Annotated in this window: 10 protein-coding genes; 5 read left to right on the top strand and 5 right to left on the bottom strand. The window is 71.9% G+C overall.

The window, feature by feature from the left end:
- Window positions 1-34: 34 nt before the first annotated feature.
- Entirely contained in the window at window positions 35-1,132 is a 1,098-nt protein-coding gene (locus tag ACQVFL_RS05315; protein WP_431728816.1) for a hypothetical protein, read from the bottom strand.
- Window positions 1,133-1,399: 267 nt separating this feature from the next.
- Between ACQVFL_RS05315 and ACQVFL_RS05310 the strand changes: the two genes are divergently transcribed.
- The 4 genes from ACQVFL_RS05310 to fxsT all read left to right on the top strand — a co-directional run bounded on the left by ACQVFL_RS05310 (window position 1,400) and on the right by fxsT (window position 8,435).
- Complete coding sequence (locus ACQVFL_RS05310) at window positions 1,400-1,681, top strand: hypothetical protein (RefSeq protein ID WP_396697975.1); 282 nt, start codon at window positions 1,400-1,402, stop codon at window positions 1,679-1,681.
- Between the two features lie 150 nt (window positions 1,682-1,831).
- Complete coding sequence (locus ACQVFL_RS05305) at window positions 1,832-3,331, top strand: effector-associated domain 2-containing protein (protein WP_396697977.1); 1,500 nt, start codon at window positions 1,832-1,834, stop codon at window positions 3,329-3,331.
- The gene (locus ACQVFL_RS05300; RefSeq protein WP_396697979.1) at window positions 3,328-4,386 is read left to right on the top strand and encodes a MoxR family ATPase; all 1,059 of its coding nucleotides are present in this window, start codon (window positions 3,328-3,330) and stop codon (window positions 4,384-4,386) included. The genes ACQVFL_RS05305 and ACQVFL_RS05300 overlap by 4 nt, the downstream gene beginning before the upstream one ends.
- Window positions 4,383-8,435: an FxSxx-COOH system tetratricopeptide repeat protein gene (fxsT, locus tag ACQVFL_RS05295; protein WP_431728815.1), complete on the top strand. Its 4,053-nt coding sequence runs from the start codon at window positions 4,383-4,385 to the stop codon at window positions 8,433-8,435. Before ACQVFL_RS05300 ends, fxsT begins: the two co-directional genes overlap by 4 nt.
- Window positions 8,436-8,519: 84 nt before the next feature.
- On the opposite strand, the gene ACQVFL_RS05290 is transcribed toward fxsT, so the two are convergent.
- Window positions 8,520-10,373 carry an HEXXH motif domain-containing protein gene (locus ACQVFL_RS05290; RefSeq protein ID WP_431728814.1) on the bottom strand — a complete coding sequence of 618 codons (1,854 nt, stop codon included), beginning with the start codon at window positions 10,371-10,373 and terminating at the stop codon, window positions 8,520-8,522.
- Between the two features lie 26 nt (window positions 10,374-10,399).
- On the bottom strand, window positions 10,400-10,579 hold the full coding sequence (locus ACQVFL_RS05285; RefSeq protein ID WP_117228938.1) for a hypothetical protein: 180 nt from the start codon (window positions 10,577-10,579) through the stop codon (window positions 10,400-10,402).
- Between the two features lie 305 nt (window positions 10,580-10,884).
- Here ACQVFL_RS05285 and ACQVFL_RS05280 point away from each other — a divergent pair, with 305 nt between their 5' ends.
- On the top strand, window positions 10,885-12,030 hold the full coding sequence (locus ACQVFL_RS05280) for an alpha/beta fold hydrolase (RefSeq protein WP_431728813.1): 1,146 nt from the start codon (window positions 10,885-10,887) through the stop codon (window positions 12,028-12,030).
- Window positions 12,031-12,065: 35 nt separating this feature from the next.
- Here ACQVFL_RS05280 and ACQVFL_RS05275 read toward each other — a convergent pair whose 3' ends face one another.
- Together ACQVFL_RS05275 and ACQVFL_RS05270 are read right to left on the bottom strand one after the other, a co-directional pair.
- Window positions 12,066-12,917, bottom strand: a complete 852-nt coding sequence (locus tag ACQVFL_RS05275; protein WP_396697987.1) for an SRPBCC domain-containing protein — start codon at window positions 12,915-12,917, stop codon at window positions 12,066-12,068.
- Window positions 12,910-13,467: a helix-turn-helix domain-containing protein gene (locus tag ACQVFL_RS05270; protein WP_431728812.1), complete on the bottom strand. Its 558-nt coding sequence runs from the start codon at window positions 13,465-13,467 to the stop codon at window positions 12,910-12,912. The genes ACQVFL_RS05275 and ACQVFL_RS05270 overlap by 8 nt, the downstream gene beginning before the upstream one ends.
- Window positions 13,468-13,544 lie beyond the last annotated feature (77 nt).

The raw sequence follows: 13,544 nt of genomic DNA, 5'->3' as shown, positions 1-13,544 counted from the left end.
GCTCCGGCGGACGCGGCCCGGCCGCGCGCCGGGCTCACGCCGACCCGGCCAGGGCGTCGGCGCGCAGTCGGGCGGCGGTTCGCAGCAGCGCGGCGGCCTGTTCCTGCTCCGGATCGGCGGCGGGTTCGCCGGCGGCGAGCGCCAGGACCCGGTCGACGTCCTCGATGCCGCCGAGCGCCTCCCGCACCGGACGACCCAGCGCACCGGTGTGCCCGTCCGCCTCGTGCCGACAGAAGTACGCCAGCTCGCAGCTCGCCAGGCAGTCGGGGGCGTAGCGGGCCGGCACCTGACCCAGCGAGGCGAGCAGCGCCGACGGGTCGGCGCCCGGGTCGGCGGTGAAGTCGGCCGGTACGTCGTCGAGCAGCGTGTCCAGCCGGTCCATCCGGTCGAGTTGGCGGCGTACCACGAGCAGTTGCTTGCGCACGTCGAGCAGGTGCGCCACGGGTTGGTTGGTGAAGTCGCGCGGGCAGACCAGCACCACCTCGTGCGACACCGACTCCGGCGGCCGACCGGCGGCGACGAGCAGGTCCCGCAGCGCCAGCACGTACACCGCGGACTGGATCGCGGCGGCGGCCAGCTTCGCCGGGTCGGCCTGGCCGTCGATCACCGGGAAGGACTTGACCTCGACCACGTGGAACCGGCCACCGAGTCGGGCGGCCACCAGGTCCGGCTCCAGGTGGACCCGCTGACCGGCGACATCCAGGGCGAGCATCGGGTGGTCGAAGAACGCGGCCGAGTCGTCGGGGCCGTCCGGCACGGTGGTCAGGAGCGCGGCCGAGCGCCGCTGGCGGGCCGCCATGTCGTCGCCGTCACCGAGCGCCGTCCACCGCGCCGAGGTCGGCACCGGTACGCCCAACCGCTCGGCGACCAGCCGCAGCAACTCGGCGCCGTCGTCGGCCTTCACCTGCGCCTCGAACGCGTTCCCCCGGGTGATGGCGAACCGGGACTGCCCGAACCGGGCGGGGAAACCGATCCGCTCGGCCAGCAGGGGCTTGTCCACCCCGGCCCCGTCCAGCACGGCACGCCGGGTGCAGCCCGGGTTGCCGGTCAGCGCGGCGATCGTCCGGGCGTTGTGCCGACGCGGGGGGATGCCGCCGCGGATCGCGGCCAGTCGCTGCTCGCTGCTCGTCACGACAGGCCACGATAGCCGCGCCGACGCACTGGCCCGGCCGACCCGCCAGGACCGGACGGGACCGTCGCGCTACGTGGTGTTTGCGACACTGTCAGCGGTATCGAGGCGTCGCGATCCGAGGAGCCCCACGTCGTGTTCTCCGATCTGTACGCAACTTCCGCGCAGGTACTTCCGGTATTGATGCTCGCCTTACTCTGGGAGTCCCGATTCCTGGAGCGAATTCAGACGCAACCGCGACGGCCGCGCAGTGAGGACCCGGTGCACGGCGTGCGGTTCTGGACCAAACGACGGGTCGGCCTCTATGCCGGTTTCGTGGCGACCACGAGCGTGCTCGGCACGGCTCTCGCGGTCCTGGTGCTGGCCGGCGCACTGCCGGACGTACCGACGCTGCGGGTGCTCGTCTGCGGGTGCATCCTGCTGGCGTTGGCCACGCTGCTGACCCGTACGCTGATCGACATCGCGCAGGCCACCGCCCCGACGACACCGATCCCGGCGGGCGTTCCGGAACCCCGCCCGGCCGCCGATGTCGGAAAGGAGACAGCGGAGTAGCCGCCGCGGGATCGTCTACTTCGGACATCGGTGACCTATCGCCTGCGATACCGGCTCCGTCCGGAAAACAAAGGGTCACTCGACCCTTGCGTCGGCCGGTAACCTGACCTTTACCGAACAGTCGGAAACGTTCGACAGACCGGATGGTCCATGACCCATCTTCCACTGCCGGGCGATAATCAGCGCCGCCGCATCGAGAGGGAGCTGGTCGACATGCTCGCCGCGATGCCGCTGGTGGGGCATGCGGATAGTCGCCGGCAATTGGTGCAGCGTCTGCGCCGGGAACTGCACCACGGCGACCGGCTCGACGACGTGGCCAACCCTCGCGGGCAGAGCCTGGAGATCGCGGGCGCCTGTCTCGGCGAGCCGCCCGAGATGGAGACGCTGGTCGAGCTGGTGCGTCTGTTCGATCCCGCCGCCGACGAACTGCCCACCCTGGAACGGCTGCGCTACGAGGCGGACGCGATCGGCGTGCTCGCCGACAGCGACTGGGCCGAGTTGCGGACCGCCCTGCTGGCCGTCCGGTTGGCCCCGCTGACGCGACTGTTGCAGCGGGCCAGTGAACACAAGCTCGCCAGCCTGCCGACGTGGTGCGCCAACGCGTGGGACGTCTTCGTCTACCTCACCGGCCAGAACGCCCCGCCCCGCGGACTGCCGCCGGGGATGCTGTTCCTCGCCCTGCTGGAGAAGGAGGTGGACACCGGGACGGCCACGCTGATCCGTCGGCGCAACCAGCGGGAGGCCACGGCACTCGACCTCACCGAGGAGCTGGACCGGCGTCGGGCCCTGGTCAACGCCGGGGGCGAGGCGACGACCCGGTATGCGTACCTGGTCATCCAGATCGAGAACGACCTGGAGCCGGGCAGCGAGCGGTACACGGTGTCGCACTACCGGCAGTGGCACGGCGGCGGCGAGTGGAACTCGAAGCTGCGCGGGCGCATCCCCGAGGTCGCCTACGACGACCTGGAGTCCACCGTGGAACGGATCGTCCACGAGATGGAGGTCGAGTGGGCGGACCGCCCGGCCGAGGTGGCGGTGGAGCTGGTGCTCCCGATCGAGCTGCTCAACGAGGACGTGCCCTGGTGGCGCAAGGAGCGGGCCAGCCAGTACCTCGACCAGAAGGTGCTGGCCATGGACTACCCGGTCGTGGTGCGCAGCCTGGACCGGTTGCGGACCACCTCCTGGCGTCGCGCCTGGCGACTGCGTTGGGACCGGCTCCAGGCCGAGCCGTGGAACAGCGGGCTCTATCGCAGCGTGCCGGACGGCCCCGGCTACCTGACCCGGATGGAGGCAGAGCTGAACTCCGACCCGAGTCTGGCCACGGTGGTGCTCAGCGCACCACCCACGACCGACGCCGAGGCGACCGTCAAAGAGATCATGACCGCGCTGCGGGCCGGTCTGCCCGTGGTGGTCTGGCACCGCACCGCGCCGACCGACACCGACTTCTGGGACGAGATCCGGTCGATGACCGCGCGCGCCGGTGTGGTGCGCCTGCCGGAGTCGGCCAAACGGTCCCGGCTGTCGGCGTTGCAGGCCCCGGCCGCCGAGCAGGACCGCCACCACGGCCGACACCTCGTCGTCCTCTGGGACGACCCGTACCGCACGCCGGAACTGGACACGCCCCACGGCACCCCGGAGGTGACCGGATGACGGACCCGACCAGCTCGCCGGAGACCACCGGGTCGACCGGCTGGCGCATCTACACCGGCACCGGACGCGCCGTCGAGGACGCCGAGCGTGACCTGCGGTGGCCGGCACCGCCGCGCTGGCGGGCCTTCGACGGCGGTCCGGACGAGCCGGCACCGCCCCAGGAGGACCCGGAGCTGGTCCGCCGGTTGGGCGAGCCGATCGTCTCCCACCTGGTCGACGAGTACGAGGTCGACGTGGTCAACGCCGCCCTGCACCTGCGGCGACCGCTGCTGGTGACCGGACGCCCGGGGACCGGTCGGTCCAGCCTGGCCTACCGGATCGCCCGGGAGCTGCGGCTCGGCCGGGTGCTGCGCTGGCCGGTCACCACCCAGGTGGGCCTGCGCCACGGGTTGTACGACTACGACGCCGTCGGGCTGGTCCAGGCCACCGGCCAGGCGGCGGCGCAGGGCGGCGACGCGCCACCGCCGCAGGTCGGCGACTACGTACGCCTCGGGCCGCTCGGCACCGCCCTGCTGCCGTACCGGCTGCCCCGGGTGCTGTTGATCGACGAGCTGGACCAGAGCGACATCGACCTGCCGCAGCAGTTGCGCAGCGTCTTCGAGGACGGCGGGTTCGAGATCCCGGAGCTGGTCCGGGTCGCCGGCCGGGCGCCGGAGGCGGTGGTGCACACCGCCGACCCGGGGCGGACCGCCACCGTACGCGGCGGCCGGGTGACCTGCCACGAGTTCCCGCTGGTGGTGATGACGTGCAGCGAGGACCGCGACTTCCCGGCCGCGTTCCTGCGGCACTGCCTGCGCCTGCGCCTGCCCGAGGCGGGCGAGGCCGGGCTCGCCTCGATGGTCGCCGCGCACTTCCCGGACGGCGCGGAGGGGTCCGCCGAGCTGATCCAGGAATACCTCTCCCGGCGTGGCGAGTGGGATCCACCGGCGGTGGACCAACTGCTCGACGCCGTACACCTGCGTACCTCCGGCGCGTTCGCCCCACGGGACCGGGGTGAGTGGCGGCGGCTGATCGAGGCACTGTGGCGCCGGCTGCCGCCGGACGGCACCGAGTGACCGGTCCCGGCGGTGGGCTCACCCGCGCCGAACTGGCCGACTCGATCTGGCTGGCCGCCCGGCTCGGGCCCGGCGCCGGGCTCGCCGGGCCACCCGGCACCGCGCTGACCACCGACCCGTCCCGCCCGGACAGCGGCCCACCGCTGTCGGAGGTCCTGCACCCGTTCCGGCAGTTGGTTCCGGGGCGCGAGCGGTACGAGTTCGACGAGGAGGCCACCGCCGAGCATCTCGCGGCGGGAGTGGCCTGGCCGGTCCTGCGCCGGACGCCGCGCGCCGGCTGGGACGCGGTGGTGGTCGTCGACGACCACCTGTCGATGGCCGTCTGGTCCGGCCGGATCCGCAGTTTCGTCAAACTGCTGCGCCGACACGTCGCCTTCCACGACGTACGGGTCTGCCGGTTGGTCACCGACGTCACGGACCCGGCCGGGGTGGTGCTGCGCGGACGGCGCGGCGGACCGGTCACCGGCCCGTCCACGGCGTTGCCGCCGGTCGGTCGCCGCCGTCTGGTCCTGGTACTCAGCGACGGGGCCGGTCCGGCCTGGCACTCCGGCGCGGTCCTGCCGCACCTGCACGAGTGGGCGGGCCGACAGCCGGTGGCGCTGGTGCACCTGCTGCCCCAGCAGATGTGGCACCGCACCGGCGTGCAGCCGCTGCGCCTGCGGCTGCGGGCCGCCGCGCCGGCGGCGGCCAACTCGCGGTGGGAGTGGCGGCACCACAACACTCTCCAGGCGCTGCTCGCGCAGGAGCCTGCACCGGCCGGCGACCGGGTGCCGGTGCCGGTGGTGGAGTTGCGACCGCGCTGGCTCGGGGCGTGGGTCGAGTTGCTCGCCTGCCGCGCGCCACGATGGATCGACATGCCCGCCCTGCTCGCCACCGACCGGGCGGGCCCGCACCGTGCCGTCGCACCCACCGGTGGGCCCGGCGCCGCCCGGCGGGTACGTGAGTTCATCTCGTGGGCCTCGCCGGAGGCGCTGCGGCTGGCCACCCACCTGGCCGCAGCACCGCTGGACCGGTCGGCCGTCCGGGTGGTGCAGCGGATGCTGCTGCCCCGGTCCACCACCCTGCACCTGGCCGAGGTGCTGACCAGTGCGCTGGTGCGGACCGTCGGCACCGGCGACGACCGCACCTTCGAGTTCCTTCCCGGCGTACGGGCCGAGTTGCTGGCAGCCGGCCGCCGCGCCGACACCGTACGGGTCTGGCAGCTCCTGTCGGCCCGGCTCGGGCGGTTCCGCCCCGCGATCGCGCACTGGGGACGGGTGCTGGACGACCCGACGAGTGTCGAGATTCCGACCGTGACCCCGGCCGACGTCGCGCTGGTCCGGATCGAGCAGGACGTGCTGCGGGCGCTGTCCGGGCGGTATCTCCCCCGGGCGCGACGACTCGGCGAGGCGCTGGCCGCGGTCGACCCGGACGGCGGTGCCGACCCGGTCGTCAGGACTCCCGTACCTGCCGATCGGGATGCGATGATAGCTGTCGGCGCTGATGCCGACGCAGACCGTAGCGTAGGTACCGAAGGAGCCGGCTTGACGTCCAGCACTCCCGCAGGCGCCACCGCCCCGACCCGCACCCCGGCCGTCTGGGGCAACATCCCGCCGCGGAACCCGAACTTCACCGGCCGCAAGGAACCGCTCGCCCAGCTCCACCGGCAGGTACGCGGCGGCACCACGGCGGTCCTGCCGCACGCCCTGCACGGGATGGGCGGCGTCGGCAAGTCCCATCTGGCCGTCGAGTACGTCTACCAGCACCAGGGCGAGTACGACCTGATCTGGTGGATCCCGGCCGAACGGCCCACCCAGATCAACGCCTCCATCGTGGAACTCGCCGCGCGGATGAACCTCGCCTCCGGGCCGGACATCGGCAGCGCCCGCGTCGCCGTCCAGGAGGCCCTGCGGATCGGTCGGCCGTACCCTCGCTGGCTGCTCGTCTTCGACAACGCCGAGAGCCCCGAGGCGCTGGTGCCGTACCTGCCCACCGGCGGGTCCGGCGACATCATCATCACCTCACGGAATCCGGGCTGGGCCAACGTCGCCCGTACGCTGGAGGTCGACGTCTTCCCCCGGGAGGAGAGCATCGAGCTGCTGCGCCGCCGGGGTCCGGAGCTGACCTCCGAGCAGGCGGACCGGCTCGCCGAGGCGCTCGGTGACCTGCCGCTCGCGTTGGAGCAGGCGGCGGCGTGGCGGGCCGAGACCGGCATGCCGGCCGAGGAGTACCTGCGGCTGTTCGAGGAGAAGCGCATCGAGCTGCTCGAACAGGCACCACCGATGGACTACCAACTGCCCGTCGCCGCCGCGTGGAACGTGTCGCTGGATCGACTCGTCGTCTCCAATCCGGCCGCCTTCCGGCTGTTGCAGGTCTGTTCGTTCCTCGCTCCGGAGCCCATCCCCCGCACCCTGTTCAGCGGCGCGCAGAACGACGACATCCACCCGGAGCTGAACGCCGCGCTGCGCGACCCGATGCGACTCAACCGCGCGATCCGCGACATCAACCGGTACGCGTTGGCCCGGGTCATCCACCGGACCAACTCGATCCAGATGCACCGGCTGATCCAGGCCGTCCTCATCGACCGGATGGCCGGACCGGACCGGGAGACCGTCCGCAACAGCGCACACCTGCTGCTCGCCTCCGGTGACCGCAACGACCCCGACTCGCCGGCGAACTGGGGCAGCTACGCCGAGCTGTACCCGCACGTGATGGCCTCCGACGCGGTCCACTCCCACCAGCCGTGGGTGCAGCAACTGGTCTTCAACGAGGCCCGCTACCTCTACTGGTGGGGCGATTTCACGGCGTCCCTGGAACTGGCCGAGCAGGCGTGGCGGGCCTGGAGCAGCAGCCTGGGCGAGGACGCGCCGATGACGCTCACCATCGGCCACTGGCTCGGCTTCATGCTCTACCGCCTGGGTCGGCACCGCGAGGCGGCCCAGCACAATGCCCGCATCCTGGAGCTCTACCAACGCAGCACCGACGAGGACACCGAGGAGTTGCTGCGCGCCATCGGCCAGGTGGCGGCCGACCTGCGGGCGTCCGGGGACTTCCGACGCGCCCTGGAGATGGACGAGGATCTCTACCGGCGGCACATCCAGGCGCTCGGCGAGGACGACCCGAACACGCTCAACGCGGCGCACAACCTGGCCGTCAGCCTCCGCCTGACCGGAGACATCCGGCGCGCGTACGAGGTCGACCGGGAGACGTACGCCCACCGGGTCCTGCTCTTCGGCGAGGACCACGCGCAGACGCTGGAGTCGCACCTCAACCTCATCATCGACCGTCGCGAACTCGGCGAGTACCTCCCCGCCCGGGTCGAGATGCAGAACGTCGTGGACCGGCTGCCCCGGGTCTGGGGCTCGGCGCAGACCCAGACGTTGACCGCGCGACGGCGACTGGCCTCCGCGATCCGCAAGGCCGGCGACCACCGCGCGGCCCTGGCACTGTCCCAGGAGGTACGCGACGGCTTCGCGGCCCGCTTCGGCGAGCACCACCCGGACACCCTGCTGGCCGCCTTCGGTCTGGCCGTCGACCTGCGCGCCACGGGTGATCTGGACGCCGCCGCCACGCTCACCGCCGAACTCGTCACCTGGTATCGGGAACTCTTCGACTCCGACCACCCGTACACGGTGGCGACGCAGCTCAACGGCGCGATCGTGGACCGGCTGCGGGGCAACGTGGCGCGGGCCCGCAGCACCAACGAGCAGGGGCTGGCGGTGCTGACCCGACGGCTCGGCCCGGATCACCCGCTGGCGCTGGCCGCGTTGATCAACCTCGGCAACGACCTCTACCACCTCGGCGAGCACGCCGCCGCGTACGACCTCGACCAACGCACCGCCGCCCGGTGCGCCGCGGTGTTCGGGCCGGACCATCCCACCACGCTGATCTGCCTCGGCAATCTCGCCCAGGATCTCGTCTCGCTCGGGCGGGAGGAGGATGCGGCCGGCCTGCACGCCGAGATCACCCAGAAGTTCGCCACGGTGCTCGGCGAGCAGCACCCCGCCACCGTGGCCGGCACCGACCTGACCATCCGGGGCGACTGCGACCTGGACCCGATGCCGTTGTAGCGCCGCCGTCGGGAGTCCCGTCGCCGTCCGGCGCAGAGCCGGGGTGCCTGACCTCGGAGAGGCCGCCACCCCGGCACCCGGCTCTCAGGCCGTGTCGACGCCGATCCAGGCGGCCAGTTCCAGCGGCTCCGGCACCGGCGTGCCCTGGTCGCGCAACCCGAGGTAGACCGCGCGGACCAGTTCCGGCCGGTCCCGCAACGCGTCGGCGGCCGGTCCCGGATAGAGGGCGGCGACGGTCAGGCCGAGACCGGCCCACGCGGCCGGTGAGCCCGGCTCGGTCGACAGTGCACCCAGGTAGCCCGCCTGGGCGTGGGCCGTCTCGCCGCAGACGTGGGCCAGTTCGGCCGGTCCCGCGCCGGAGACCCGCGCGCCGACCGCCGACGGGTCGGTGCGGAGCCGGTCGAAGCCCTCCGGGTCGGTGATCCGCCACAACTCCAGCACCGCCCGGGTGTCCAGGCGGCGGGCGGTGGCGTCCGCCGCCACGGTCGGCGCGACATCGGTTGCGGTGGGCACCGGCTGTCCCGCGATCCACGCCGCGACCAGGGCCGACACCACCTCCGGGGCGGGCGTCAGGTGGTGCGTGCGCCAACGCGCCCGGTGGTCGGCCACCGCCGCCCGAGCCGCCGCGAGCGGGTCCGCCGGCACCGGCTCGTCCTGCCAGCTCACGGCGGTGGTGGTCAGGCCCGCCACCAGGTGCCGTCCCACGTCGGTGAGCTGCGGCAGTTCGCGCATCATCCGCAGGGTGGCCCACACCTGCTCCCGCCAGCGGGCGAACTCGAAGTGCGCCAGCCCGGCCGTGGTACCGGTCGCCACCTGCCGGTACGCCCGCCAGAACTCGACGATCCCGACGAAGGCGTACACCCCCTGGATCAGCCCGCCGAGCGGGCGGGGGTCGTCGCGCCACGGCGCGTACAGCCGGTGCGGCGGCTCACCGTTCACCAGCGGGGCCAGGTGCAGCAGTCCGCCGAGCTTGATGTGCTGGAACTCGTGGACCAGCGTGACCGCCAGTTCGGGGGCGTCCTCCGGCTCGGAGACGATCATGCTGCCGAAGGCGTCCCCCGCCGAGGCGCTCATGGTCCGGAACCGTTCGGCGGCCGGTTGGGGCACCACCGAGGTCAGGCCACGGGCGATCGGCAGCGCCAGGTCGGGGCAGGCCCGCACCAGCAGCGCCCACGCCTGGTCGAGCAGTTCCCGCCACCGCTGGACGTCGGCGGCGATGTCCAGGTGCGGCGCGGTCGGCGTACGCAGGTTGCGGTAGGGGTCGATGAAGTCGAGCGTGACCTCCAGGGTGTGCCCGCCCGCCGTGGATCGGACGGTCGGCAACGGCACCCAGCCGTCGGTGCCGGCGCCGTTCGCGTCGAACTCGATGACCGTGCCGGCCACGGTCAACGTCGCCCGCCCGTCCCCGCCGACGACCTCCGCCTCATCCCACTCGTGGGCCTTCGGGACCTGGGCACCACCGAGCGTCGGCAGGACGACGAAGCCGTCCCGCACCGGCACCCGCATGGTGAAGTCGCATCCGGTACGGACGGCAGCGGCCACCGCCAGCGCGTGCAGATACCCGAGGTCCACCCAGAGCGGACCGGTGGCGGAGACCGTGGTGCCCCGCATCCGGCGCAGCGCGTACCCGGCCCAGGTGCCGACCTGCGGATGCAGGATCAGCTTCTCCACGGCCTCGCGGTCGCGTCGCTGCGCGGCGACGAGCAGCCGCCATGCCTCGGCGACCGGCGGCAGCGGGCCGGTGGCGTCGGGTACGGCAGCGGCGGCGTCCAGGACCGCCCGCAGTTGGATCTTGCGCCAACTGCTCTCGGCGGCGAGCAGTTCGGCGATGGTGTCGGCGTCAGCGGACCCGGTGGCCAGGGCCCCGAAGTGGCGCGGTTCCAGACGATGGCGCGCGGGTCGACCGACCGGCTCCGCCGCCAGATGTTGAGCGGTCACAACTTCTCCAAGGAAGGCCGGCCCCGTCAGTCGAGACGCTGGGGATTGTAGCCACTGGTGATACTTTCGGGATCGTCGACACGACGGAGGAGTCGCCGCATGATCGGGCCGAGAATCTCCTGGTCATAGTCGACCAGGAGATCAAGAGAGACATCCGCGAGATCGACGAGTTCCGAGTCGACCTCGACAGCGAACGGTTGATTCACCGGCATACCATTACCACACTCCGCACCCGATGACGGTAATGGACGCGGCAGAACAAGCATTCGTCGGTGAATAGACCGATAGCACCCGGGATGTCGCCGCCGCCACCCCTTCACGATGGACGACGTCGCAGGTCAGCGCGGTCCTCCACGGTCCGGTCAGGTCATCTGCGCACGTCAGACCACCGCCGCCTCTCCCTCTCACGATCACCGGTCGTGTCGATATCGGCAGCGGAGCGCGAAATGCGCTGCTCACCACAATGGACCGTGCTCCGCATGCGGTGGCGCAGTGGTGTTAGCGTGACGTCGTGTCCGGAACAGCCGTCGTGTTCGTACACGGTTTCTTGTCCTCGGCCGACACCTGGGCGGAATTCACCCGACTGGTTGCCCAGGACGATGCCCTGACCGGCCTTCACGTGCACACCTTCGGGTACGAATCGCCGTTGGTCTCGCTCAATCCGCTGCGCCGGATACCGCACCTCGACGACATCGCCGACGACCTGCGTACCTATCTCGCCCAGGACCTGGCCGACCACTCCCGCCTCGCGCTCGTCTCACACAGCCAGGGCGGGCTGGTGGTCCAGCGGGCGCTGGCCCGGATGCTCGCCGACAACCCGGGCGAACTCGACCGCCTCCGCCTGGTGCTCATGTACGCCTGCCCGAACGCCGGTTCGGACCTGGCCCTGCCGCTGCGCCGCACCTTCCTGCGCCGACACCCCCAGGAGGCGGACCTGCGCCCGTTGCGCGCCGCCGTCCTCGACGCCCAACGGGTGGTGCTCCGCCAGATCGTCCACGCGCCGCAGCCGACCATCCGGGTCAAGGTCTACGCCGGCGCCAGCGACGGCGTGGTCCCGCCCGCCTCGGCCCGCAGCGTCTTCCCGGACGCCGGTGTACTCCCCGGCGACCACTTCTCCATCATCCAGCCCGACTCGCACGAACACCGCTCCTACGTGGTGCTGCGGCGCGCTCTGCTCGCCCTCGACGATCCCGCGTCCTCGACCGGGGCCAGCCCGGATACGCCGGCTCCAGTCGTGCTCCCGAGTTCGTCACCGCCCGACGCCACCACAGCCGACGCCACCGTCACGCCGTCCGCGACCGGCGGCCCGGCCGCCACCGGCCACTCGGATTCGCCGGTACGGGTGGTCGGCCCGACGGCGGAGCCGACCGGTGCGGAATACGCGGAACTCGTCCGGCTGCTGCTCGACCTGCCACACATCCACGATCCGTCGTTCCGTCAGCAGCTCTACTCGCTACTGCCCGGACCCGTCCAGGAGCAGTTGCCGCGCAGTCCGGTGGCCCGGCTGGAGCTGATCGGCATGCTGAGCACGCTGTGGCGCTACCGCCACCTGGACGGCTGGCAGGCCCTCGACTCCGCTCTCACCGCGCTCGTCCCCGACCACCCGGCCACCATCGCCCTGCTCGCCCGACTCGACGCACTCGCCCGCTCGGGGTGATCCGGCATCCACGGCCCTGCTCATCGCTCAGCCGGTCATCCGACCGTGGACTCCTCGGGAAGCCAGATCGGCTGCCAGTTCGGCATCTCGTGGAAGCGCCGGAGTTCGCCCAACCCGCTGACCGAGCCGGACCAGGCGGCGTAGGGCGGGTTCTGCTCGTCGAAGCCGCTCTGCACGAAGGTGAGCTTCGTCTTCCCCTCGGACTCGGCCAGCTCCCAGGTGGTGACGCCGGGCGCTCCCCAGTCGACGGACATCCGTCGGCCGGGCTCCAGGTCGACCACCTTGGCGGCGAAGCCGTGTTCGAAGCCTCCCATGGCATACCGGCCGCCGGTCCAGGGTTCGATGCCGATCGGGTAGCCGAACCAGGCGCTGGCCTGCTCGGAGTCGGTCAGTGACTCCCAGACCTTGTCGGCCGGGGCGGCGATGACCATCTCGCCACGGAAGTCGGTGCCGGTGAAGTCCGTCTTCGGCAGCAGCGGGTCGCCGGTCAGGTGGGCTTCGAGGTTGGCGATCGCCAGGCTCCAGTAGGTCTGTAGTACGCCCCGGATGCTGGTGCCGTTGATCACGTCGTTAAAGTCGAAGTGGGTCTGCGACAGCTTCAGCACGGTGGCGTCCGGTCCGTCGGGCCTCAGCGTGATCTCGGTGGTGGTCTCCACGCCGTCGAGCAGCCAGGCGAAACGCAGCCGCTCGTCGTCGACGTGCAGTAAGCGCTGGTGCGGTGCGTCGCCTTCGGGTGTGTAGCGGCCCCAGAACTCGTACCGGTGCGGCAGCTCGACCTCGGCGTGCTCGGCGAGCCAGACGCGCAGCTCGGCCGGGTCGGTCAGGGCCTGGCGCACCCGCGCGATCGGGGCGTCGAGGCGGGCGGCGATGATCATCGGTTCAGTCATGGTCGGTTCCCTTCGGATAGCAGGCCACGGCGAGTTTGAAGGCGTCTCCCTCGGCGCCGCCGTAGCGGGTGAACAGGTTTTGTAGCGCGGACTGCAGGTCGTGTAGGAACTCCTGCCGACGCTCGGCCGGCACCCGGATCTCCCCGGAGACGCCGATGGAGGGCAGCTCCTGCGTGGTGCGGTCCAGCGCGGCGACGTCGGCCTGGACCTCCTCCATCAGGTCGAGCAGGTAGCCCAGGCTCAGCTCGTCGCGGGCGCGACGCAGTCCGATCCGGCCGACCAGACGGGGCGAGAGCCAGTACGACCGGGCGACCGCGCGGTAGATGCCCTCGGTGATGCCCCGGACCCGGCGCTGGTCGACCTGCTCGACCAGCCCGGCCGCAACGAGCTGCTTGACGTGGTAGTAGACGCGTTGCGGGGTCTGCTCCAGCCGGGCGGCCACCTCGGTGCAGGTGCGTGGCTCGGCCAACTGCCGCAGGATCTCGACGCGTTGCGGCTTGAGCAGAACCTCGGCCTGCTCGATCTGCTCCAGGTACAGGACGTCTCTCATGGCAAAAATCAGCTTGTACGTACAAATCTTCTTTGTCAATCGATCCGGGGAAAGCCGCGCCGATCGATCCGGCGCGG

The sequence above is a fragment of the Verrucosispora sp. TAA-831 genome, assembly GCF_050780145.1.
In the GTDB taxonomy this organism is placed as follows: domain Bacteria; phylum Actinomycetota; class Actinomycetes; order Mycobacteriales; family Micromonosporaceae; genus Micromonospora.
Note: the sequence above shows the minus strand (reverse complement) of the source record. Positions and strands in the feature narration are given on the sequence as shown.